21 protein-coding genes are annotated in these 22,555 nt (G+C 59.9%); 15 read left to right on the forward strand and 6 right to left on the reverse strand.

Annotation, left to right across the window (positions count from 1 at the left end; translation table 11 throughout):
- Positions 1–18 precede the first annotated feature (18 nt).
- Positions 19–1,887 carry a S8 family serine peptidase gene (locus AC5DB9_RS00580; protein WP_272993101.1) on the reverse strand — a complete coding sequence of 623 codons (1,869 nt, stop codon included), beginning with the start codon at positions 1,885–1,887 and terminating at the stop codon, positions 19–21.
- A gap of 195 nt (positions 1,888–2,082) precedes the next feature.
- Positions 2,083–3,090 carry a DUF2804 domain-containing protein gene (locus tag AC5DB9_RS00585; RefSeq protein ID WP_272993099.1) on the reverse strand — a complete coding sequence of 336 codons (1,008 nt, stop codon included), beginning with the start codon at positions 3,088–3,090 and terminating at the stop codon, positions 2,083–2,085.
- Positions 3,091–3,253: 163 nt separating this feature from the next.
- Here AC5DB9_RS00585 and AC5DB9_RS00590 point away from each other — a divergent pair, with 163 nt between their 5' ends.
- The 5 genes from AC5DB9_RS00590 to AC5DB9_RS00610 are packed head-to-tail and all read left to right on the forward strand — an operon-like array spanning position 3,254 to position 7,864.
- Positions 3,254–4,048 (forward strand): 4'-phosphopantetheinyl transferase family protein, encoded by a 795-nt coding sequence (locus AC5DB9_RS00590; protein ID WP_272993096.1) that lies wholly within the window; start codon positions 3,254–3,256, stop codon positions 4,046–4,048.
- A gap of 59 nt (positions 4,049–4,107) precedes the next feature.
- The gene (locus AC5DB9_RS00595; protein ID WP_272993068.1) at positions 4,108–5,268 is read left to right on the forward strand and encodes an iron-containing alcohol dehydrogenase; all 1,161 of its coding nucleotides are present in this window, start codon (positions 4,108–4,110) and stop codon (positions 5,266–5,268) included.
- Between the two features lie 49 nt (positions 5,269–5,317).
- The gene (locus tag AC5DB9_RS00600) at positions 5,318–5,767 is read left to right on the forward strand and encodes an acyl-CoA thioesterase (RefSeq protein WP_022958571.1); all 450 of its coding nucleotides are present in this window, start codon (positions 5,318–5,320) and stop codon (positions 5,765–5,767) included.
- Entirely contained in the window at positions 5,760–6,395 is a 636-nt protein-coding gene (locus AC5DB9_RS00605; protein WP_286846163.1) for a GNAT family N-acetyltransferase, read from the forward strand. Before AC5DB9_RS00600 ends, AC5DB9_RS00605 begins: the two co-directional genes overlap by 8 nt.
- Before the next feature lie 11 nt (positions 6,396–6,406).
- Entirely contained in the window at positions 6,407–7,864 is a 1,458-nt protein-coding gene (locus tag AC5DB9_RS00610; RefSeq protein WP_272993060.1) for an NAD-dependent succinate-semialdehyde dehydrogenase, read from the forward strand.
- Between the two features lie 4 nt (positions 7,865–7,868).
- Here the strand turns inward: AC5DB9_RS00610 and lipP1 are convergent, their stop codons facing one another.
- Entirely contained in the window at positions 7,869–8,789 is a 921-nt protein-coding gene (gene lipP1 / locus AC5DB9_RS00615) for a LipP1 family hormone-sensitive lipase (RefSeq protein WP_272993056.1), read from the reverse strand.
- An 11-nt stretch (positions 8,790–8,800) separates the two neighbouring features.
- A complete protein-coding gene (locus tag AC5DB9_RS00620; protein WP_272993053.1) occupies positions 8,801–9,619 on the reverse strand; it encodes an SDR family NAD(P)-dependent oxidoreductase in 819 nt (272 codons plus the stop codon).
- 180 nt (positions 9,620–9,799) lie between these two features.
- Here AC5DB9_RS00620 and AC5DB9_RS00625 point away from each other — a divergent pair, with 180 nt between their 5' ends.
- From AC5DB9_RS00625 to AC5DB9_RS00655, 7 genes are all read left to right on the forward strand, one after another.
- On the forward strand, positions 9,800–10,960 hold the full coding sequence (locus AC5DB9_RS00625) for a helix-turn-helix transcriptional regulator (protein ID WP_272993051.1): 1,161 nt from the start codon (positions 9,800–9,802) through the stop codon (positions 10,958–10,960).
- A gap of 97 nt (positions 10,961–11,057) precedes the next feature.
- Entirely contained in the window at positions 11,058–12,518 is a 1,461-nt protein-coding gene (locus tag AC5DB9_RS00630; RefSeq protein WP_272993048.1) for a flavin-containing monooxygenase, read from the forward strand.
- A gap of 12 nt (positions 12,519–12,530) precedes the next feature.
- Entirely contained in the window at positions 12,531–13,259 is a 729-nt protein-coding gene (locus AC5DB9_RS00635) for an SDR family NAD(P)-dependent oxidoreductase (protein WP_272993046.1), read from the forward strand.
- 70 nt (positions 13,260–13,329) lie between these two features.
- A complete protein-coding gene (locus AC5DB9_RS00640; protein WP_286855330.1) occupies positions 13,330–14,655 on the forward strand; it encodes a DASH family cryptochrome in 1,326 nt (441 codons plus the stop codon).
- On the forward strand, positions 14,648–16,180 hold the full coding sequence (locus AC5DB9_RS00645) for an FAD-binding domain-containing protein (protein WP_272993037.1): 1,533 nt from the start codon (positions 14,648–14,650) through the stop codon (positions 16,178–16,180). The genes AC5DB9_RS00640 and AC5DB9_RS00645 overlap by 8 nt, the downstream gene beginning before the upstream one ends.
- On the forward strand, positions 16,177–17,739 hold the full coding sequence (locus AC5DB9_RS00650; protein ID WP_272993034.1) for a cryptochrome/photolyase family protein: 1,563 nt from the start codon (positions 16,177–16,179) through the stop codon (positions 17,737–17,739). The genes AC5DB9_RS00645 and AC5DB9_RS00650 overlap by 4 nt, the downstream gene beginning before the upstream one ends.
- Positions 17,740–17,770: 31 nt before the next feature.
- The gene (locus AC5DB9_RS00655; protein ID WP_022958582.1) at positions 17,771–18,016 is read left to right on the forward strand and encodes a DUF202 domain-containing protein; all 246 of its coding nucleotides are present in this window, start codon (positions 17,771–17,773) and stop codon (positions 18,014–18,016) included.
- Here the strand turns inward: AC5DB9_RS00655 and AC5DB9_RS00660 are convergent.
- The gene (locus AC5DB9_RS00660; protein WP_022958583.1) at positions 18,013–18,441 is read right to left on the reverse strand and encodes a DUF3429 domain-containing protein; all 429 of its coding nucleotides are present in this window, start codon (positions 18,439–18,441) and stop codon (positions 18,013–18,015) included. The two genes, AC5DB9_RS00655 and AC5DB9_RS00660, sit on opposite strands and share 4 nt — an antisense overlap.
- Before the next feature lie 71 nt (positions 18,442–18,512).
- Positions 18,513–20,453, reverse strand: a complete 1,941-nt coding sequence (locus AC5DB9_RS00665; RefSeq protein WP_272993030.1) for an alpha/beta hydrolase — start codon at positions 20,451–20,453, stop codon at positions 18,513–18,515.
- Between the two features lie 201 nt (positions 20,454–20,654).
- Here AC5DB9_RS00665 and minC point away from each other — a divergent pair, with 201 nt between their 5' ends.
- From minC to minE, 3 genes are read left to right on the forward strand one after another with little or no spacing between them, the layout of a single operon-like run.
- A complete protein-coding gene (gene minC, locus AC5DB9_RS00670) occupies positions 20,655–21,422 on the forward strand; it encodes a septum site-determining protein MinC (RefSeq protein ID WP_272993027.1) in 768 nt (255 codons plus the stop codon).
- A 59-nt stretch (positions 21,423–21,481) separates the two neighbouring features.
- A complete protein-coding gene (gene minD, locus AC5DB9_RS00675) occupies positions 21,482–22,297 on the forward strand; it encodes a septum site-determining protein MinD (protein ID WP_022958587.1) in 816 nt (271 codons plus the stop codon).
- Positions 22,294–22,545: a cell division topological specificity factor MinE gene (minE, locus tag AC5DB9_RS00680; protein WP_022958588.1), complete on the forward strand. Its 252-nt coding sequence runs from the start codon at positions 22,294–22,296 to the stop codon at positions 22,543–22,545. Before minD ends, minE begins: the two co-directional genes overlap by 4 nt.
- Positions 22,546–22,555: the final 10 nt, after the last annotated feature.

A 22,555-nucleotide genomic window follows, 5' to 3' on the forward strand; every position in this document is an offset into this window, starting at 1 on the left:
AGCTGAGATTCAATATTCTCAGGGGTTATCGGTATACAGCGTGTAGTCACCGCTGCCACTGTAAGACTTTATCCGCCAGCGGTAGGTGCCGCTGCTCCCGTTGTAGGTAATGGTTTCATCCGAGCCATTGGTTTCACTGCTGGCAACGGCCGACCAACTGCTGAAGAACAGGAAGCCACCCAGCTTCTCCAGTACCAGATCAAAGTCTGCATTTGCCGGTCCTTCCAGCACCGCGTAAAACTCACCGCCATTGCTGTTAAAGCCGCCACTGCTCGGGCTGTAGTCAGTATCGTTGCTGCCACTGAGATTGCCACTGCTTTGCTCGCACTCCGGACAGGGGCTGGCACCCGGCTCGAGCAGACTGATCAGTTCACTGGCCGTATCGGATTGCCCTTCGGCGTCGTTAACTTGCAGGCTCACCGTGTAGTCGCCGTATGCGGCATAGCTATGGCTAGGGGCTTGTCCGCTCGCCGTCGCGCCATCACCAAAAGACCAACTGTACTGGGTAATACCCTGATCGTCCGTCGATGCAGACGCATCGAAGCTGCACGTCAGTTCATTACAACTGTAGGTGAACGACGCGCTTGGCGGGAAATCAGCGCCTTCGCCCTGCGCGATCTGCAACAGCAGATTCGGTGAACCGCTACCGATGCTGCTCAGTTTGTTCGCAACACCACCTTGCAGCAGGCTGGCAAAGACACTGGCCGGACTGGCCGTCGGGGTCTGCGCCAGAATCAGCGCCGCCGCCCCGGCAACATGGGGCGAGGCCATGGAGGTACCGCTGATGGTATTGGTGTCACTGTCGCTTTGATACCAGGCAGAAGTGATGGACGAGCCCGGCGCAAAGATATCCACGCAGCTTCCCTTGTTGGAAAAGGAAGAGCGTGCATCCGATGCGGTCGTCGAGCCCACTGTCACCGCCTCGGCGACGCGATTGGGTGAACCATTGCAGGCATCCACATTGTCGTTGCCCGCGGCCACCACGAAGGTCACACCCGCGCTGATTGCACCGCGCACCGCCGCATCCAGCGCGTCACTGTTCCCGCCTCCCAGACTCAAATTCGCCACAGCGGGGGCCTGGTGATTGGCCGCCAGCCAATCCACCCCGGCAATCACCCCGGAGTTACTGCCCGAGCCATTACAGCCCAGAACACGGACGGGATGCACTGTCGCCGCTTTGGCCACACCGTAACGACTGCCCGCGACGGTGCCTGCCACATGGGTACCGTGTCCGTTGCAGTCATCGGTATCGTCGGGGTCTGTGCTGCCGAACAGAAAACCGGAGGACACAAAATTACGCCCGGCACCGACACGCCCGCCGAACTCGTCGTGGCTGCTGCGGATACCGGTGTCGACGACATAGACATGCACACCCTGCCCATCAACGGAATAGGCGTACTGATTGTCCAGCGGCAACGACGGCTGATCGATGCGATCCAGCCCCCAGGTGGCATTGCTCTGCACCTGAGCGATCGCGACCGTCTGGTCCTGCTCAACCAGTTTGACCAGAGGGTTGTTCGCCAGCAGTGCGGCGGCCTCTGGGCTTAACTTGGCAACAAAGCCGCTGACGGCAGACTGATAGATACCCAGCAATTCACCGCCAACCGTGCCGAGCAGTTGCTCAACCAGTTCCGGTATTGGCAGACCGGAGAGCAAACTGTCTTCGGCCTTCTGCAGGAGGACAATGTACTGGCCGTCGATCGGTTCACCCGCAGCAATGCCATCAGACACCGACACACTGACGTCGCCACCCTGCTGCTCCCCGGCCGCGGGCTGACTGAGACTTTGTGCCGCGGCACCGCTACTCTCGCCGCCACTTCCACCACCCCCACAAGCACTTATCGTCAGCGCCAGCAGAGTACTCAGCATTACCTTGTTTTTATTCATGTTATTAACGTCCTTAAACCAATAGCGTGAAGTCTGATCGACAACAGGAGCCCGGCAGAGCCCAGCGCAGAACTATAGACAAGCTATTGGGTAAACGACCGTTAACCAATACGTATTCCTAAGGAGCCGCATAGGCGAAATGTCATCAATCTTCCATTTCGTGACATCGTTCACCACAGCGACGCTCGGCAGCGCTCACCACCGCGCATAGTGATCCTCCGCCAGCCCCCAAAGTCCGTCCACATGCAGGGTTTCTCCCGGCAGCCTAACCGTGCCGGTATAGCGGCCAAAAAACTGACTGAAGTTGGAGGCAATAAAACCCGCATCACGTCGCTCGCTGCGACGTCCAGCGGGTTCGAAAGACAGGTCCAATACACCGTCCTGGGAGCGCATTCGCCAGCGCGACTCACGATGGTCGCGGTCGAATTCGAACACCACCGTACTGAGCTTGATAAGCTGGTCGTCCAGCCAAAGCGCATTTTCGGTGTAACCGGTGTCATTAACACCGGCCACCAGGTTGAAACCTAGCCGTCGACCATCGGGTAGGTATGCCGACAGACTGCCCCAGTTCCAGAAGGTCTCACGGCGCATATAGCCCGCCGTCCAATCCACCGAGCCGAGACTGCGCTGCGCCGCCAGATCGTGATCAGTCCCCTGCCAGTGTACCGTCCCTTTAACCGGCCTCGCGGTGATCTTCTGCGTATACACCCAGCCCTGATAGCCCGCACGGGTGCACAACGCCATCGGAGCGTAAGCATCGCCCTCATCAATATCTGCCTCAATGCGCAGCCCCGAGGCGAGGCTCACCGACACGCGACGCAACCCCCGCTCTGCAGAGATATGCAGGCGGTTAGAGCCTTTGTGGAACACGGCTTCGCCATCATTAGGACGCGTCTCGATGCCTGTACTGCGCGCCAGTGGCTGGAGAAAACTGAATTCCTCAAATGCGCCGCTCAGCGGCGAGTACGCGTAGACAAAGGCGTTGCTCAACCACTTCAAATCAACAATGGCCAGCCCCACAATTAACTCGGGACTGCTCAGTGCCACAAACTGAAACTGATTAAATGCAAAGTGTCGGGCAAGCCGTCCCCGGCGCCTGTCCATGGGGCTGCGCAGGTCGCAGTCGCGATAATTGATGTCAGCAGGCGCCGGATCAAATTGACCAAAATGCGGCTGGCCGTTGTCGCCAATCAGCTTTTCCATATCGATATTTTCCTTCCGAACGGCTCAGTGCCAACACTGACGACAAGCACCGGCAAAGCAAACCTATTTCCGCCGACATTAAATGACAGCGGCAACCACTTTAGCCAGCCGTTAGCAAGCATTCACTCTCAAAATCGCGACATTCGACGCATCAAGCCCTACAATGGCTGCTTTTACCCGGTGCGGGATCAAGGAAGACGTCACCGACGACCGCTTTGAAACGATGAGTCGACAGGGTTCATTCATGCTTGGCATTGAACAATTTATTCGACTGCAAACACCCCAGCCGCCGCTGGGGGAGACTCCGTGCTGCCTGGCCGCAGACTTCGACGCCGCCTATTTCAACCCCGCCTTTTTTGACGCCTACGATATTCACTGCCCCGACAATATTGCCCGTGCCGCCAATAAACGGCAGGCGGAGTATTTTGCCGGACGCTGGCTCGCGGCCAAAGTGATGGAAAACTTTGGCATTCGCAACTTCAAGCTCAGCGCCGATACCCGTGGCTGTCCGCAATGGCCCGAGGGCTTGCTGGGCAGCCTCAGCCATGGCGACGACCATGTGCAGTGCTGCGTCGGCGAACGCAAACACTTTCGCGCCATCGGCATCGACGTTCAGGCACTGATTACAGAAGACGCCGCCCGAAAACTGCAAATGCGCATTCTGTCCAGCGCAGAACGCGATCTGCTGGCGCAGAGTGAGCTGCCACTGAACACCGCCGTGGCCATGAGCTTTTCTGCCAAGGAGAGCATTTACAAGGCCATCTACCCGATTGTGCGGCGCTATTTTGGCTACCGCAGCGCCGAGCTGATCGCCATTGATGAGGCGCAGCAATCACTGCGCTTCCGGCTCGACGCCGAATTGACGGAATTGCCCGGCTGCCCGGCCGAAGTCAGCCTCAGTTACCACTGCCAGCCCGAACGGTTGCGTACCACCTTGCTGCTGAAAACCGGCAGTTGAGCCAACACCTCGCTTGGCCGAGCATTTCTGACATCGTCGAGAATAAAGGAGCCCAGACCATGCAGAACTTCCTCTTCCAGAGTTGTCCCCGCATCGTCAGCGAAGCCGGCGGCCTGCAACGCCTCGCCGACTTTTGCCGCCAACTGGGCATGAAACGTCCCTTTATCGTGACCGACCCCGGGCTCGCCCAACTCGGCCTGCTGCAGAATGTGCATCAGGCGCTGAACGATGGCGGCCTGCCCCACGCCAGTTACAGCGAGGTGGAAGCGGACCCCGCCGAACACATTGTCGAGGCCGCACTGGCCGCTGCCAACGCCTGGGGAGCCGATGGCATTATTGGCTTTGGCGGCGGCAGCTCCATGGATACCGCCAAACTGGTTGCACTGATGGCGGGCGGCGGCGAGCCTCTCAGCGCGCTCTACGGCGTGGACCAGGCCAAGGGACAGCGCCTGCCACTGGTTCTGATCCCCACCACCGCGGGCACCGGCTCGGAGGTCACCGCCGTAGCGATTGTCACCACTGGCGCCACCACCAAGATGGGCGTCGTCGCCCCGCAACTGTTTGGCGATCTGGCCCTGCTGGATGCCGAACTGACCCTGGGTCTGCCCCCTGCGATTACCGCCATGACCGGTATCGACGCGATGGTTCATGCGATTGAGGCTTACACCAGCGCGATCAAAAAGAACCCCTACTCCGACATGCTGGCACGGGAAGCACTCAGGCTGCTGGCAAGCAATATTGAAACCGCCACCCACCGTGGCGATGACCGCGATGCCCGTCAGGCCATGCTGCTTGGCGCCTGTCTGGCCGGGCAGGCCTTTGCCAACGCCCCGGTCGCCGCCGTTCACGCGCTGGCCTATCCGCTGGGCGGCCACTACCACTTGCCTCACGGACTGAGCAATTCACTGATGCTGCCCCATGTGCTTCGCTTCAACGCCGCCGAAGCCGCACCGCTGTATGCGGAGTTGGCCGAATTGCAGGTCGATCCACAGCGCCTGAGCGGCGACAGCGAAAGCCGCTGTGCGCAGTTTATCAGTGACATCGAGCAGTTAATCGCACGTCTTCAGCTACCCACAAAGCTGGCGAAACTGGATGTCCCCGAGGCGGACTTGCCGATGCTTGCCAGCGATGCAATGCTGCAACAGCGCCTGCTGGTCAACAATCCGCGTCCGGTCAGCGAGGCCGACGCGCTGGCCCTTTACCGGGCCGCTTACGCTTGACGGCAAAGGCCGCATCGCCGCTGTCGCCTCGTCATCACAAGGAATAATCATGTCTGAAGATGCCGCCCGCCAGCGGTCGCACTATCGCTGGTTCACCCCCATCACCACCCGCTGGCTGGACAACGATGTCTACGGTCACGCCAACAACGTCAATTACTACGCCTGGTTTGATACCACTGCCAACCGCTACCTTATTGAACATTGCGGGCTGGATATCCACCGCGGCCAGCAGATCGGCTACATCGTGCACAGCGAGTGTTTCTACAAAAAAGCGGTCGCCTTTCCCGACCAGTTAGAGGGTGCGTTGCGGGTCAACCGGCTGGGCAACAGCTCGGTGGAATACGGTCTGGCCATCTTCCGGCAGGGCGAGGAGGCGGCGGCTGCCCACGGCCGTTTTACCCACGTTTTTGTCGACCGCGACAGCGAGCGCCCGCAGGCGATTGAGGGTGAGCTTCGCCGGGGGCTTGAGCAATTACTGGATGCTGACAGCCATGGCTGACCCCCACTTTCGCCCCTGTCGTCCCGGTGATATCGACGCCGCCCTGCCACTGATTATCAGTTCCGGCCCCGAAGCCTTTGGCTATGTTTTTAATGACCAGAGCGAGGATCAACTCGCCGCCTTTCTGCGCCGGGCTTTTCAGGAAAAAGGCAGTGAATTCAGCTTTCAGCAGCATGTTGCCATCGACGTAGGTGGTGAGGTCATGGGCGTTGGCGCCCTGCGTTTTTCCCACCAAACAGCGGGCTTTTCACTTCGCGCACTGAGCCTGATGCTTCGCCACTACGGACTGATCGCGGGACTGCGCACAGCCATCCGTGGCCTGCGCACTGAAGCCATCATCAAACCACCGCCGAAAAAAGTCGCCTATCTTTATCAATTGGGCGTACGTCCCGAGCAGCGCGGACGCGGACTCGGCAGGGCACTGATTGCCCACCTGATTCAACGCGCCGAGGACTTGGGCTACCAGCGGATTGGGCTGAGCGTATCGATCGAAAACCCCCGCGCCCAGACGCTGTATGAACAACTGGGCTTTACCGTCATCAGAGAGTACAGCAGCGCGCTGCGCAGCGATTTCGGTCACGTGCCCGGCCAACGCTATATGGAGCTGGACCTGAGCAACACCCGGTAGGAGGACAGATCATGCAACTGCAACGTCAGAATCTTTTGCGTCGCGACAATTACATCGACGGTCAATGGCGCAGCGCCGCCAGCGATCAGCGCTTCAGTGTACTGAACCCCGCCACCGGCGATACCCTCTGCGACGTGGCAGATGCCGGGGCGGAAGACACCCGTCTGGCCATTGCTGCCGCCGATCGCGCACTGCCCGCCTGGCGCAGTAAAACCGCCAAAGAACGCGCCAATCTACTGCGCCGCTGGTTTGAACTGATCATGGCCAACCAGCGCGACCTGGCGCAGATACTCACTGCAGAACAGGGTAAAGTCCTCGCCGAAGCCGAAGGGGAAATCGCCTACGGTGCGAACTACGTGGAGTGGTTCGCCGAAGAAGCCAAGCGCATCGATGGCGATATTATTGCGCCGCCCAGCGGCGACAAAAGGCTGCTGGTGATAAAGCAGCCGGTCGGCGTCGTCGCGACCATTACGCCCTGGAACTTCCCCAACGCGATGATCGCCCGCAAGGTCGCCCCGGCGCTGGCTGCCGGCTGCTGTGTCGTCAGCAAGCCCGCGGCAGAAACCCCGCTCAGTGCGCTGGCGCTGGCGGTGCTGGCGGAGGAAGCCGGCATCCCCGCAGGTGTATTCAACGTGGTCTGCGGCCAGGACGCCAGCGCTATTGGCGGTGAGATGACCGCCAACCCCACCGTGCGCAAACTCAGTTTTACCGGCTCAACCGCCGTCGGCAAACTGCTGATGGCCCAGTGCGCCGATACGGTCAAAAAGACCTCTATGGAGCTTGGCGGCAATGCGCCCTTTATTGTCTTTGACGACGCCGACCTCGACGCCGCTGTCGACGGCGCGATGGCCTCCAAATACCGCAATGCCGGGCAGACCTGCGTGTGCAGCAATCGCATTCTGGTGCAGGACAGCATTTACGAGGCCTTCGCCGAGAAACTGACCGAAAAAGTCCGCGCGTTCACGCTCGGCAATGGCGCCGAGTCGGCGACCACCATGGGCCCACTGATCACCCCCGTCGCCTGCGACAAGGTCCGCACACTGGTAGAAGATGCCTTGGAAAAAGGCGCCTCCGCGACCACCGGCGGTCAGCCTTCTGCTCTGGGCGAGCACTATTACGAACCGACGGTACTGCGCGACGTCACCACCGAGATGCGGGTGTTCCGGGAGGAAATTTTCGGCCCGGTAGCGCCGCTGCTACGCTTCGCCACAGAAGACGAGGCCGTGGCGATGGCTAACGATACCGAATTCGGTCTGGCCGCTTATTTCTACAGCCAGAATCTGGGTCGCATCTGGCGGGTGGGCGAAGCACTGGAATACGGCATCGTCGGCATCAACGAAGGCCTGATCTCCAATGAAATGGCCCCCTTCGGCGGTATCAAGGAATCCGGCAATGGCCGCGAAGGCTCCAAATACGGCATCGATGACTACATCGAAATCAAGTACCTGTGCCTGGGCGGTCTGCGCTGAGTGCTTAGGCCTTGCCCAGCGACGCGGCCACTTGCTCCACGACCCGGCGCGCGGCGGGCAAGCCTTGCAGGTAGCTGCAAAATCCGTGGATCTGCCCCGCCTCGCAGTGATAAGCCACCGTATTTCCCGCCCGCGCCAAGGCCTCGGCAAAGGCCTGACCCTCGTCGCGCAGAGGGTCGCAGCCCGCCGTGATCAGCGTGGTTGGCGGCAAGCCTGCCAATTCAGCCCGCAGCGGCTGTGCATAGGGCGACTGGCGCTGCGACGCGGGCAAGTATTGCGCCCAAAACCAGCGCATCTGTTCCCGGCTCAGCAGATATCCCTCGGCAAATTCATGCATGGAATCACTGTCGCAGGCCGCATCAATTGCCGGGTAGAGTAAACACTGCTGCGCGGGTTGCGGGCCACCGCGATCCCGGCACAACAGGCTGGTCGCCACCGCCAGATTTCCCCCGGCACTGTCACCGGCCACCGCAATATTGTTGGCGTCGACGTCCAGCTCCACCGCCTGTGAGGCCAGCCACTGAAAAGCGCGGTAGGCATCTTCAAGGGCCGCCGGAAAGGGATGTTCCGGTGCCAAGCGATACGCCACCGACACCACCAGGGCACCAGCAGCGTTGCACAGCGCGCGACAAATATTGTCGTGGGAGTCGAGATCGCAGAGGACAAAGCCACCGCCATGAAGAAACAACATCGCCGGACGCGTCGCGGCGGCCGCTTCCGGCGCATACAGGCGAAGGCGCAAGGGCTGGCCATCGCCACCGGCTATTGTTTCCTCCCAGACACGCCCCACCGCTTCGACTTTGCCCTGCGGCATTGTCATCGCCTGGCGAAGGGCATCAATCGGGAGCTGGCTGAAATCGACCGCCGGCTGACGATTCATGGCCTCGAGCAGGCGCCGCGTTTCCGTATCCATCGTCGTGTTCATGCGCCCTCGTTTTACTCGCAAATCGCCATTTGGAATTGTGGGTTCTGGTCGTTTAACAGCTCCTCGGCACGGCGTCGATATTCCCCTTTGAAGTCATCGTGACTGAAGATCCAAAAGCGCTGCTGCTCAACGGCAGCCAACATCAGCGCGGCAAGCTGATCAGCGGGCATCCCCGCCGCGACACCGCTGCGCAGAAAATCATTTAGCTGCCCGGTGGCCGCGTCAGGATCGGATACACCCTGCATGATATTGCTCTGCACCTGCGCCGGGCAGGCAACGGATACGCCTATCTCGGCGCCCTGCTCCTGCAATTCATAGTGCAGCGTCTGGCTCAATGCCACCACCGCATGCTTGCTCACCGAGTAGGCCCCCATGCGCGGCGACGCCAGCAAACCGGCCATCGAGGCCGTGTTAACAATGTGAGCGGGGCCACCTTGGGCGAGCATTCGCGGGACAAACACTTGAATGCCGTGCAGCACCGACATCACGTTCACATCCATTACCCGCTGCCATTCTTCATATGACGTCTCCCAGCACCGACCGCTGCGCAGCATACCGGCATTGTTAAACAGCAGTTCGACCTGCCCGAAACGCTGGTACGCCAGCTCTGCCAGCGCCGAGATTGACTCACGGCTGGCCACATCCACTGACTGACACAGCAGTTCGCCGCCAATACCGTTCAACTCACTTGCCAGCGATTCCAGGCGCCCGGCATCCAGATCGGCCGCCACTACGTTCAGACCGCGCTGCGCACAGGCCATCGCCAGTGCCCGCCCGATACCGCTGCCCGCGCCGGTAATCACCGCCGTCTGGCCTGCTGCTAGTTCCATGACTGTCCTCGTTGCTTTGCTGTTATGTGATGACAAGAATGTGCGCCAGACCGCTCACGGGACATCGTTGATATGGACTAATCAACGGTTTTTTCCTCGGGGTATACTGCCGGGAGCTCGGATGGAATACTTGTCCCGACAGGCTGCCATAACAACACTAACCGCCAGTTTGAGCTTACTATGACGCCCGGTCCTCACCAGTCAGACAGCGATATTCTCGACGCGATGGTCGACAGCATTTACGCGGGTATCGACGAGCAACCGCTGTGGCAAACCCTGCTGAACCAACTCTGCCAGACGCTGACAGCGGATATCAGTTTTCTCATTCTGCGCAAGCCGGTGCCCGGCGACACCGGCCTGTTGCTGAGCCACGGGCTGCCGCCGCATATTTCCCAGTCACCCGCCAATATCTACAGCGAAGGGCTGTACGCCCTCGACCCCTTCGTCAACCTGCCAGAAGGGCAAGTGATGTCGCTGGACGAGCTGATCGCCGGCGACAGCCTGCAACGCAGCGAGTTTTACCAGAGCTGTATGAAGCCTTACGGTATAGAGCATATTCTCGGCGCCGACCTGCGCCTGCCAGAGGGCCTGAACGCCAGTCTTCGCCTGACCCGCAGTGACGAGCAAGGTAGCTTTGAACCGGCACAGCGTGCGCTGCTGCAACGGCTGTTGCCGCACTTGCGACGCGCCATCGGCCTCTTTGCACGCCTGCAGCGCATTGAGAGCGAGCGCTCACTGATGGAGCAGACCGTCTCCCAGTTGTCGCTGGGCAGCGTGCTGCTGGACGAGCAGCGCAATGTGCTGCACAGCAACCGCGCCGCGCAAAATATCGCGCTGGAGAATCCGGACATTCTCCACCTCGGTGAGCAACTGTCGATCAAGGTCGACCATCTTGCCGCGCGCTTCCGGCAGTTACTTGAGCGCGCTATCGCCGCCCATCACAGTGCTGAAACCGATGTGGTACAAGCCTTGTCGCTGGGCCGCAGCGAGCAACAGTTACCACTGAATCTGGTGCTTCGCCCACTGCCGCCCGGCAGCTCTATCGACGGCCAGGCACTGCCTGCTGTAGCGGTCTTTATCAGTGACCCGGAATACAAATCCCCGGCTCCTGTAGATGTTCTCCAGCAGCTTTATGGCCTTACCCCCGCCGAATCCCGGCTGGCGACGGCATTGGCCGACGGCCTGAGTCTGGACGCCGCCAGTGAGATGTTACACATCAGCCGCAACACCGCCCGCGCTCACCTGCGAGCCATTTTCGCCAAGACCGGCGTCACCCAGCAGACCATGCTGGTCAGCCTTCTGCTGAAGAGCGTAGCGGCCGCCACCGCCAAACTTCCCTGATCGACGGTCACGCAAAATAGTTGATCTGGACGATTTCGGCTTGCCGCCGCCCTCCTAGCATGAGCTCATCAACACAGCGCTCATCCAAGGTGAAGGCATGACACAACAACAAGATACACGCACTATCATCATCGGCGCCGGCATGGCAGGCATCCTCGCGGCCATAAAATTGCTGGAGCAGGGCAAAACCAACTTTTGTGTTTACGAGAAGGCCGATCGTATTGGCGGTACCTGGCGGGACAATACCTACCCCGGCCTGACCTGCGATGTCCCCTCGCACTCTTACACCTACTCCTTTGAGCCGAACCCGAACTGGACCCGGACCATGCCGCCGGGCGCAGAGATTCAGGCCTACTTTGAAAACGTGGTCGAGAAATACGGCCTGGCGCCCTATCTGCGCTTTGGCGAAGAAGTGACCCGCCTGGACTTCATTGACGGTCGCTGGCAGTTGCAGACCATCAGCGGGCGCCGCGACGAGGCAGATTTTGTCGTCGCCGCTACCGGTGTGCTCCACCACCCTCGCTTGCCGAACATCTACGGCATGGAGCGCTTCAAGGGCGAGCTGTTCCACAGCGCGCGCTGGGACCACAGTGTGCCACTCGACGGCAAGCGCATTGCTGTGGTCGGCACCGGCTCCACTGGCGTGCAAATTGTCTCGGCGCTGGCAGGTCGCGCCAGCCATCTCTGCCACTATCAGCGCAGTCCACAGTGGATCATGCCGGTGATCAACACCCCTTTCAGCGAAGAAGAACGCGCCGCCTGGCGACGCGACCCGGCGCTGCTGAAACGCCTGCAACACGACCCGGAGCTGGAGGCCAATATCGAGCGATTCTCGGTAGCCATTACCGAGCCAGACTCCGAAGCCATGCAGCAGATCGAAATGATCGTGCAGCAAAACCTGGAGCAGTCGGTTCGCGACCCGGCGCTGCGCGAGAAGCTGCGCCCTAACTATCGCGCCGCCTGTAAGCGATTGATTTACGCCGATACGTTCTATGAGGCCGTGCAGCGCGACAACGTGGAAGTGGTCATTGAGGATGTAACGCAGATAGAGGAAACCGGTATTCGCAGCCCCGATGGCAAGCTTCGCGAATTCGACATTATCGTGCTGGCTACCGGCTTCCAGGCTGATCGCTTCATGCGCCCGATGACCATTACCGGCCGCAACGGCAACACACTGGAAAACACCTGGGCACAGCGCCCAACTGCCTATATGGCCGTGTCGATTCCCGACTTCCCCAATCTGTTTATGTTGAACGGCCCCAATGGCCCGGTAGGTAACTTCTCATTAATCGAGATCGCCGAGCAGCAGTGGCACTACATCCAGCAGTTGATGGACAAGGTCGAGCAGGGCGAATGCCGGGAAATCTGCGCCAGCGAAACGGCGCTGGCGCAGTTTGACGAGGCCCGTATCGCGGCGGCCAAGCGCTCGATTTTCGGCTCCGGCTGCCAAAGCTGGTATCTGGATGCGCAGGGGGTGCCCGCCACCTGGCCGTGGAGCCGCAGTCACTTTAAAGCCTGTATGCAGCGCCCCGACTTTTCCGCTTACGAACAACATTAAGGGATTCCGACCATGACTACTGCACTTGTCACCGGCGCCAGCTCGGGCATTGGACAGGCCACCGCCAAGCGACTGGCCGCAGACGGCTACCGGGTGATTGCTGCCGATGTTCAAGCTCCCAAGACCCCCTGGGAAGGCGATATCCACTACACCGCGATGGACGTCAGCAATCACGACGCCATCAAACAGCATTTGCCGGAACTGGCCACCCAGCATGGCGATATTGATGTGCTGGTGAACTGCGCCGGGGTGGCGAGCTACGGCCCGGCTCTCGGCTTGGATGACGCGGAATGGCAGCGCGTATTGACCATCAACCTCAACGGCAGCCTATGGCTGAGTCAGGCGGTACTACCGGGCATGTTGGAACGCGGACGGGGCTGCATCGTGCACGTCGCCAGCATCTTCGGCCTGGAAGGCTGCGACAACAATATCAGCTACAACGTCTCCAAAGGCGGCGTAGTGCAATTAACCCGGAGTCTTGCCGCCGATTATGCCCATCGGGGCATTCGCGTGAATGCCGTCGCCCCCGGCCTGATAGAAACGCCCATGACGGCCATGGTGAAGGAGAACCCGGAGGGGCATCAGCAGTTTGTGAACTGGCATCTGCAGGCCCGCGCCGGTCGTCCCGAGGAAGTCGCCGGCGCCATCGCGTTTCTCTGCTCCGACGATGCCAGCTTTGTAAACGGCCACGTGCTGCCGGTCGATGGCGGCTTCGGTGCGGGGCGTCGCTTTACGCTCTGAGCAACACGCCTGCAAATCCATTTCCCCGGCCCCGTCATATAACGAAGACATTCGCCAATGACGGACCACCATGCGCCGGGGCCTTTTTGTTTTCACCCATGATCTGCGACTGCATGATCATCCACCGCTTCAACAGCTTGCTCGGCAGGTTGATGAACTGCTGCTCGTCTATTGTCTGGACCCTGACGAGCGACGACCCGGCCGCTATCAGCTCGCCTCGCTGGGCCCACACCGCCTGCGCTTTCTTCGTGAAAGTCTGCGTGACCTGCAGCACCGGCTGGCCACACAGGGACAGCGACTGACCATTCTGGAAGGCCGCCTTGACGAGGCGCTGCCACCACTGATTGCCGAGTATCGCATTGATATCGCTGGCAGCAGCCTGCACAGCGGCATCGATGAACAACGACAGTGGCAGGCCCTACAACAGCATTGTCCGGACTGCCGCTTTATCCAAGGCAATAGCCACAGCCTGTTCGACGCCGAAGCCCTGCCGTTTTCGCCAGCGGGGCTGCCCGACAGCTTTTCAAAATTCCGGCGCCAGGTGGAAGCGCAATCTGAGCCATCGCAGCCTCAGACCAGTATCACCTCGCTGCCGCCACCGCCTGCGGGGTGGCGTACGGAGAGTCATGCCGGTCACAGCGCCGCCATCGCCCAGCGTTTCATCGGCGGCGAGACGGCTGCTCTGGCGCAGCTCGATGCCTATTTCCACAGCGAGCGGCCACAGTCCTACAAAGCCACTCGCAACGCCCTCTGGGGGTGGGAGAATTCCACCAAATTCTCGGCCTGGCTGGCAAATGGCTGTCTGTCGCCCCGACGGCTGTGGGCACAATTAAAGCAACACGAAGCGGAATTCGGCGCCAATGAGTCCACCTACTGGATAGGCTTCGAGCTGTTGTGGCGGGAATTTTTTCACTGCTACGCCCGCCGCTACGGTGTGCGCCTGTTCAACAGCAAAGGCATTCGCTCGCAGGCGCCACTGACCAGCTTTTATCCCGGCCGATTCCGGCAGTGGTGCGAAGGCGCCACACCGTATCCCATCGTCAATGCCTGTATGCGCGAATTGAATGCCACCGGATATATGAGCAATCGCGGTCGGCAATTGGTTGCCAGCTGCTTCGTTCACGAACTGGGGCTGGATTGGCGATTTGGCGCCGCCTACTTCCAACACCAACTCATCGACTACGATGTTGCCAGCAACTGGGGCAACTGGCAGTACCTGGCGGGTGTGGGCGCCGATCCGCGCGGTCACCGCCGCTTCGATCTGGATAAACAGGCCCGTCAGTACGACCCGGATGGCAGCTACCGCCGCCACTGGTTGGGAGACGACGCCGACAACAGCTTGCCTCTGGACCATGTTGATATGGTGGACTGGCCGCTGGAGTCCGGTCATGACTGAGGGGATCAGCGTGGTGTGGTTCAAGCGCGACCTGCGTCTCAGCGATCACGCACCGCTGCAGGCGGCCTGCGCATCAGGGCGACCCGTCATACTGCTGTATATCGTCGAACCCATGCTGCTGAACGACCCGCATTACAGCGAGCGGCATTGGCGATTTATCTGGCAATCACTGGAGCAGATCAATGCACAGCTGCGCCCGCTAAATACTCAGCTCTATACCGTGCAGGGCGACGCGCTCTCGGTGCTGCAAACGCTGCATCAGCAGCTGGGCATTCATACGCTCTACAGCCATCAGGAAATTGGCCTGGCCAACACCTTTGATCGCGATCTACGTGTGGCCGCCCGCTGTCGCGAGCTCGGCATCAACTGGCAGGAAAGCCCCTATGCGGCAGTCATTCGCGGTGCCCGCGACCGGCAGCAATGGGACCGGCACTGGCAACAGGTGATGCGTCAAGCACTGGCCACCCCCGATCTGGAGAGGGCCCGCTTCAGCGCCCTTCCGCCAGCATTGCTCTCGCAGCAATGGCAGCCGAGCGCCCCTACGAGGCGTCCACTGGACGCCTTTCAACACGGTGGGCCGTTCGCCGCACAACAGACACTGCACAGTTTTTATGACGGGCGCGGACAGGACTACTACCGCTCTTTATCGAACCCCTCGTTGAGTCGGGAAGCGTGTTCGCGCCTGTCACCCTATCTGGCCTGGGGCAACATCAGCCTGCGGGAGAGCTATCAGTTTCTGCTTCAGCACTGGCAGCGTCCCGGCTGGCGGCGCAGCCTCAGCGCCCTATCGTCGCGACTGCACTGGCACTGCCACTTCATCCAGAAATTTGAAAGTGAATGTGAGATGGAAAAGCGCCCCATTAACCGCGCTTACCAGGATTACCCATGGCGACATGACACGCGCGTCGAAGCAGATGTCACCGCCTGGGCGCAGGGCCGCACCGGGTACCCGCTGGTCGATGCCTGCATGCGCTGTCTGCATGCGACGGGCTATATCAACTTCCGCATGCGTGCCATGCTGGTGAGCGTGTTGTGCCATCATCTCAATATCGACTGGCGCCACGGCGCCGCTCACCTCGCCCGTTTGTTTCTCGATTTCGAGCCGGGCATTCACTACCCCCAAATGCAAATGCAGGCCGGCGTGACCGGCATTAATACCCTGCGCATCTACAATCCGGTGAAACAATCCCGGGAGCAGGACCCCGACGGCCACTTTATTCGGCGCTGGTTACCTGAACTGTCTTCGCTGCCCACCGAGGCCATCCATCAACCCTGGCTTATCCCGCCCCTCGAGGCGCAGATGCTCGGCTTCCGGCCGGGCGAAGACTACCCCCTGCCGATTTTTGACCTGTCAGAAAGTGCAGGTGCCGCGCGCGAACGGCTCTGGCAGTGGCGCGGACGCGCCGAGGTTAAGCGCGAAGCCCAGCGCATTCTTCACCGTCATGTGCGGCCCGATAACGGCCGTGGCGATAGCCGTCGTCGTGATAACCGTCGCAGTGCAAACACAGGGAGACATCGCGCATGAGTGGCTATCAACGCCTGAGATTGATCCTCGGCGACCAGCTCAATGCCAGTCACAGTTGGTTTCGGGAGAACAACCCCCAGACCCTGTATGTGATTGCCGAGATGCATCAGGAAACTCGCTACTGTCGACACCATATACAGAAGCTTTGCGCCTTCTTTGCGGCGATGGATGCCTTCGCCCGCGCACTTCAACAAGCGGGTCACGAGGTGCTGCACCTCACACTGGATGATACCGTCGACGACCCGGACTTCCCCGCACTGCTCTCGAGACTCTGCCGCGACTACGATATTCGTGAACTGGAATACCAGCAGCCGGACGAATACCGCCTGGCCCAGCAGCTCGCCGAAGGCCACCTGCCCGACGGCGTAGAACGGCGCGTGGTCGATAGCGAACATTTCCTGCTGCCATTCGAGGAAATCCCGGACTACTTCCGTCCGGGTAAGGCGCAGAAAATGGAGTTCTTTTACCGCAAACTGCGGCGACGCTTCGGCATTCTGATGGACGGTCCCAACGGCGACGAACCCCGCGGTGGCCGCTGGAACTTCGACAGCGAGAACCGGCAATCCCTGCGCGGCAGCGATCTGGCCGAGATACCCGAGCCACTGTGTTTCAGCAACCCGGTGAAGGCGGTACTGAACCGATTGCAGCGGCACGACGTGCAGAGTATTGGCAGCGCTGCCGATCCACTGCCCTGGCCCATCAGTCGCCAGCAATCACAGGCGCTGCTGCGCTACTTTTGCGATGCCTTGCTCCCCAACTTCGGCCGTTATCAGGATGCGATGACGGGCCACAGTCCTCATCGCTGGAGCCTCTATCACTCGCGGCTGTCGTTTGCGATGAACGCCAAACTGCTGTCACCCGCCACGGTGATTAACGCCACCCTGCGCGCCCACGAGGCACGGCCTGAGGCCATTAACCTCGCGCAGGTCGAAGGTTTTATTCGACAGATACTCGGCTGGCGGGAGTTTGTTCGCGGGATTTACTGGGCCAATATGCCCGACTATGCCGAGAAAAATGCCCTCGGCGCGCACGCGTCACTGCCGAGCTGGTATTGGGACGGCAACACGCGAATGCGATGTCTGCAGCAGTCCATCACACAATCACTGGAGCACGCCTATGCCCACCATATTCAACGCCTGATGGTGACCGGCAATTTCGCGCTGATGGCCGGGGTCAACCCCGACGAGGTCGACGCCTGGTATCTGGGCATTTATGTCGATGCCATTGAATGGGTCGAGCTGCCCAACACCCGCGGCATGAGCCAATACGCTGACGGCGGCCTGCTGGGCAGTAAGGCCTACGCCGCCAGCGCCAACTACCTACAGAAGATGAGTGACTACTGCAGTGACTGTCACTACCACCCCAAGGAGAAAATCGGCGAGCGTGCCTGTCCCTTCAACAGTCTGTACTGGGACTTCATGCTGCGACACCGGGAAAAATTCAGCCACAACCCGCGCATCGGCATGGTCTATAAAAATTGGGATAAGATGGAGGCTGGACGCCAGCGCGCCATTCTCGATCAGGCGCACTGGAACAAAGGCCACCTCAACGAGCTGTAAACACCGGCAGCTCTGAACCCGGAACGCCGCAATGGAAGACACTCAAATTCGCGACCAGCTTGCGCTGGAGCGCACTCATCTGGCAAACGAACGCACCGTACTGGCCTATTTGCGTACTGCCCTGGCCTTTGTCGCTGCGGGTGCCGCCATTCTCCATTTCTACCCCGACCGTCCGCTGCTGGTGACTGGCGCCGCCGCGCTGATCGGCAGTGGTGCCCTTATCGGGATATGGGGTGCGCGACGTTTTTTTACCGTTAGAAAGCAGCTAAATAGCTAAGCCCAAAAGAAACCAGCAAGCAGCGCGGCGATGGCAACCGTGCTCAAACTACAGCGCAGGCCGGTATACCAACGCGGCAAACCGTAGCGATAAAAACGCAGCAAATCATAGGCCCATAAGGTTGCCAACAGCACGACCAGCGTCAGGTAGGCCTGGGGCATCGGCATCCACACTACCAGGGTCAAGGCCAGCGCCGCCAACATTCCCAATAGCGCGTCCTGAAAACGCGGCGGGGAGAAGGTGCCTCCCCACAGTGTTCCCGCCATGAAGCCGGTGATGGCGATACCGTAGCTGTGCAGCAAGGCCTGCCCACTCAGCCCCATCCAGCTTCCGCCAAGCAGTGTCAGCCAGGCGGCCGCCAGGAACGGTAAGGCCCCCAGTGCCCCTGCAACAATATAGGCCAGTGATGATTCCGCCTTGCGCATTGCTCGTCTCCAGAAGGGTTTTCCGGTTTACGAACAATGCCCCACTAGCCGATTAGCCGCAGGGATGACCGCTAGCGATACGGCACTTTCTGGAACAGCACATCAGTCAATTGCAGGGTGCCCAGCGGACGCTGGTCAAAGTTCAGGCGCAGCGAACTCAGCGCATCAAGATTGACCTCGGCATCGTGGATCACTTTGGCATCAAGCCGGAACGGCAGCATATTGATAATGGTCTTGGCGCCGGTATCTCGCGCCGAAATGGTCAAACCGGGCGGAAAATACAGCGCATCACTGTAGTCGCTGGCCAGCAGTGTGACCGAATCGCCATCGGTATCGGTGAGACTGAGTGTCAGGTCTTGCCCCAGCAGGTTTTCCGGCGTGGCACTCACCCCCATGCGCAGCGTCAGGAAGTCCATATCGCTAACATCCAGGCCCTCGGCCGGCAGCGAGTACTCAATAGATGCGGCGTTGCCAAGGTAGTTGAAAAAGACCTGCGGTGCCTTCGAAATGGTGGCCGGGGCCGGACAGCGATCGGTATTCATGCCGGTCAGATCTTCGAGGCTACCGCCATTGGGTTCACACCAGCCCGTAAACAGGAAGCCATCAAAGGTATTACTGCCGAAGGCATTCATGGTGAGTGAGGCATCGCTGAGGGTGTCGTCGACCACTATCAGGTTTTCGCGCGATTGATGAAAGGACAGATGCACTTGCTCGTCGCAGCTCTGCACACCTTCGGGGCAGGCGCTCTCCGGCAACTGCTCCAGCGCGCTCCAGTAACCGGCGAACTGAGTTTCACCGCCGGCAAAAAGGCGCAGGAAACTGCTGATCAGAAATTCACCGCCCCGGCGCTGGTCTGCCCGGCTCAGACGACCACTGCTGGGCACCCCCTCTGTACAGTAGGGGTCGAACACATTGAGCTGGGCGTCGTCGTTAAACCAGAAGTCGTTGTAGTAGTTGTGGTTCGCTCCCATCACCGTGAGCATGAACTGGGGCTGCGACACATCATTCTCGTTATAACGGACGTTATCGTACATATACACGCCGTGGAGGGTGGAGACATCGCCATCACAATACGGCGACAGGGTGGCCCAGGCGGTATTGAGCGGCAGCTCGGAGTCGAAATCGGTCGGGGCCAGCGAAAACACCGCCTTGATACTGTGAGGCTGGTCAAAATCGCCGCTGCGCCGGAACTGCGGATCCTGGTTATAGGTAATGGTTTTTGCCACGCCATTGCCACCGCGAGAATGGCCCATTAAACCAATGCTCGACAGGTCGACGACATCGAGCAACTCGCTGAAGTCATTGCCGTTTTCGTCAAGGTGATACACCGAGTCAGGCTGCTGGGCAATGTCCCGGAAAATATCCAGGTGATGGAGAATCACTTCGGCGCGAGCGGTGATGCCCTGATCATTGGACGCGGAATCCTGCGCATTGATATCGTTCACGTCGATAGAAATCACCACATAGCCGTGGGAAGCCAGGGTATCCGCGATGTAGTCATAACCCTTGTCTGAGCGAATCGGCAGCAAGCCCTCTGACTCGCAGTCAGTGCCCGACGATTCGCTGCCCTCAGCGTCACCCGTGGTAGAGCAGGTGGAATGCCGACCGTGCTGAAACAGGATCAGCGGGAAGCCCGCCTCCGGCAGCTCGGTATCGGCGTCGATCTGCGGATAGTGGATCACCCCGAGGATATCGACCGGATCAGTAAACTGATCGACGGTGCTGCCGTTGCTGTCATCAATATTGCGGGTCGCCATGACCGGCGCATAACGGTAATCCAAAGGACCGACGACGGCATAACTCCCCGTGGTATCTGCATCCGGGGCCACGGTATCAAAACGGGTTTCGGAGAAACTGGGCGGTTCTGGTTCCGGTGCCGGCGGAGCCACCACATCACCGCCACCGGGCGACGAGCCGCTGCTGGAACCCCCGCAGGCCACCAAGCCGCTAATCAGGAAAACACTGGCACAGAGCTGCCGGGAAAATCGTAAAAGTTCAATAGAAGCCATCATTCACACTACTCACATACATCAGTGGATAATCGGCATTGGCGGCGTTCCAGCTCTCCCTGCACAGGAAAACGTCACAAATACGCACTCGTGAGACGTAATGCAGAATCGATGCCACTTTTTATCGGCAGCGGATTTGCGGCAGCACCCAGAAAGCGGTAATTTGCCGCCTTTTCCAGCGCAATATCCGGTACACTCTCCCGCATGGACTCTCAACCTCAGAACGCAGAATTGCCCTTCGACAACAGCCCTCAGTTTCGACTGAAAGCCGGGCTGTATCCGCTTACCCAGCTCGATATCAGCCATTATGAGTACAGCCGCTTTGACGAGCAGCTACGCGCCAAGGCCGCCGAAGCCCCCGCGTTTTTCCAGCACACCCCGGTGGTACTGAATTTTGAGCCTTACGGCGACCAGCTAGCGCCGCCACTGCGGGAACTGGCAGCCCTTTGTCAGGAACACGGATTGATTCCGGTCGCGATATCGAGTCGCGACGAGGCGCTTCACGCAGCTGCCAGGGAAGCCGGACTGGCCATTCTGTCGGTGGGCCGCGCTGCCCGCGAACCCGCCGCAGATCCCGCGCCCAAAGCCGACGCGCCCGTCGCCGAAGCCCCCTCGGCTCCGGCACCCGAGCTTGCGGCAGCCAAGCCCACCCGGGTCATCGACACGCCCATCCGCTCCGGCCAACAGGTCTACGCAGCCGGTGGGGATCTGATTGTGTTATCAGCGGTGTCAGCCGGTGCGGAAGTGCTGGCTGACGGCAATATCCATATTTATGGCGCTTTGCGCGGCCGGGCACTCGCGGGTGTAAAAGGCGACACTTCTGCACAGATTTTTTGTCAGAGCCTGGAAGCTGAGCTGGTGTCGGTAGCAGGCACCTTCATGCTGGACGAAGACTTGCGCGAGGCACATTGGAAAAGCGCCCGGCGTATTCGCCTGAACGACCAGACGCTCGATATTCAGCCACTGAACTAATTTCATCGACAACAAGCACCGGGAACACAAGCCCGGAAATAAACGAAAGGGGAACTGTTTTGGCCAAAATCATTGTTGTGACCTCCGGCAAGGGCGGTGTGGGCAAGACCACTACCAGCGCTGCGATCAGCAGTGGGCTGGCATTGCGCGGCCACAAAACCGCTGTCATCGACTTCGACATTGGCCTGCGCAACCTCGATATTGTGATGAACTGCGAACGTCGTGTGGTCTACGACTTCGTGAACGTCATCAATGGCGACGCCACGCTTCGTCAGGCACTGATCAAAGACAAGCGCGTTGAGAACCTCTACATTCTCCCCGCCTCGCAGACCCGCGACAAAGATGCGCTGACCGTGGAAGGTGTGGAGAAAGTCCTGAAAGACCTGGACGCCGACGGCTTTGAATTCATCATCTGCGACTCTCCCGCCGGGATTGAGCACGGCGCATTTATGGCACTGTATTTCGCCGATACAGCCATTGTCGTCGCCAACCCCGAAGTCAGCTCGGTACGCGACTCGGACCGCATTCTGGGCATTCTGCAAAGCAAGTCGCGTCGCGCCGAAAACGGCGAGCGCGTGGAAGAATGCCTGCTGTTGACCCGCTACAACCCCGACCGCGTCGCCAAGGGTGAAATGCTGGCAGTGAGTGATGTGGAGGAGATTCTCGCCACCAAACTGCTGGGCGTCATCCCCGAATCGGAAACTGTCCTGAAAGCGTCCAACCAGGGTGTGCCGGTAATTCACGACGCCCAAAGCCCCGCTGGGCAAGCTTACAGCGACGCGGTGGCTCGCCTGCTCGGTGAAGAAGTGGAACAGCGCTTTATTCACGCCGAACAGAAAGGCCTGTTCAAGCGCTTGTTCGGGAGGACCGCATGAGCATCCTGGACTTCTTTCGCAGCAGCAAAAAAGAAAGCGCGGCGGTCGCCAAAGAGCGCCTGCAAATTATCGTTGCCCACGAGCGCAATCAGCGAAACCAGCCCGATTACCTGCCCAAACTGCAGCAGGAATTGCTGGAGGTGATTCGCAAATACGTGGAGGTGAATCAGGATCAGGTGGAAGTGGCGTTGGACAACAACGGCAACTGCTCCGTCCTGGAACTGAACATCACCCTGCCCGATCGCTGAGCGCGGCGCC

This window comes from Spongiibacter sp. (assembly GCF_984394615.1).

Coding starts and splice junctions, on each gene's coding strand:
- lipP1 (WP_272993056.1), bottom strand. CDS start 8,789: ATGAACACGACGATGGATACGGAAACGCGGCGCCTGCTCGAGGCCATG.
- minC (WP_272993027.1), top strand. CDS start 20,655: ATGGACTCTCAACCTCAGAACGCAGAATTGCCCTTCGACAACAGCCCT.
- AC5DB9_RS00635 (WP_272993046.1), top strand. CDS start 12,531: ATGACTACTGCACTTGTCACCGGCGCCAGCTCGGGCATTGGACAGGCC.
- AC5DB9_RS00650 (WP_272993034.1), top strand. CDS start 16,177: ATGAGTGGCTATCAACGCCTGAGATTGATCCTCGGCGACCAGCTCAAT.
- AC5DB9_RS00600 (WP_022958571.1), top strand. CDS start 5,318: ATGTCTGAAGATGCCGCCCGCCAGCGGTCGCACTATCGCTGGTTCACC.
- AC5DB9_RS00585 (WP_272993099.1), bottom strand. CDS start 3,090: ATGGAAAAGCTGATTGGCGACAACGGCCAGCCGCATTTTGGTCAATTT.
- AC5DB9_RS00660 (WP_022958583.1), bottom strand. CDS start 18,441: ATGCGCAAGGCGGAATCATCACTGGCCTATATTGTTGCAGGGGCACTG.
- AC5DB9_RS00595 (WP_272993068.1), top strand. CDS start 4,108: ATGCAGAACTTCCTCTTCCAGAGTTGTCCCCGCATCGTCAGCGAAGCC.
- AC5DB9_RS00590 (WP_272993096.1), top strand. CDS start 3,254: ATGGCTGCTTTTACCCGGTGCGGGATCAAGGAAGACGTCACCGACGAC.
- AC5DB9_RS00620 (WP_272993053.1), bottom strand. CDS start 9,619: ATGGAACTAGCAGCAGGCCAGACGGCGGTGATTACCGGCGCGGGCAGC.
- AC5DB9_RS00645 (WP_272993037.1), top strand. CDS start 14,648: ATGACTGAGGGGATCAGCGTGGTGTGGTTCAAGCGCGACCTGCGTCTC.
- AC5DB9_RS00640 (WP_286855330.1), top strand. CDS start 13,330: ATGCGCCGGGGCCTTTTTGTTTTCACCCATGATCTGCGACTGCATGAT.
- AC5DB9_RS00610 (WP_272993060.1), top strand. CDS start 6,407: ATGCAACTGCAACGTCAGAATCTTTTGCGTCGCGACAATTACATCGAC.
- AC5DB9_RS00630 (WP_272993048.1), top strand. CDS start 11,058: ATGACACAACAACAAGATACACGCACTATCATCATCGGCGCCGGCATG.
- AC5DB9_RS00665 (WP_272993030.1), bottom strand. CDS start 20,453: ATGATGGCTTCTATTGAACTTTTACGATTTTCCCGGCAGCTCTGTGCC.
- AC5DB9_RS00580 (WP_272993101.1), bottom strand. CDS start 1,887: ATGAATAAAAACAAGGTAATGCTGAGTACTCTGCTGGCGCTGACGATA.
- AC5DB9_RS00655 (WP_022958582.1), top strand. CDS start 17,771: ATGGAAGACACTCAAATTCGCGACCAGCTTGCGCTGGAGCGCACTCAT.
- minE (WP_022958588.1), top strand. CDS start 22,294: ATGAGCATCCTGGACTTCTTTCGCAGCAGCAAAAAAGAAAGCGCGGCG.
- AC5DB9_RS00625 (WP_272993051.1), top strand. CDS start 9,800: ATGACGCCCGGTCCTCACCAGTCAGACAGCGATATTCTCGACGCGATG.
- AC5DB9_RS00605 (WP_286846163.1), top strand. CDS start 5,760: ATGGCTGACCCCCACTTTCGCCCCTGTCGTCCCGGTGATATCGACGCC.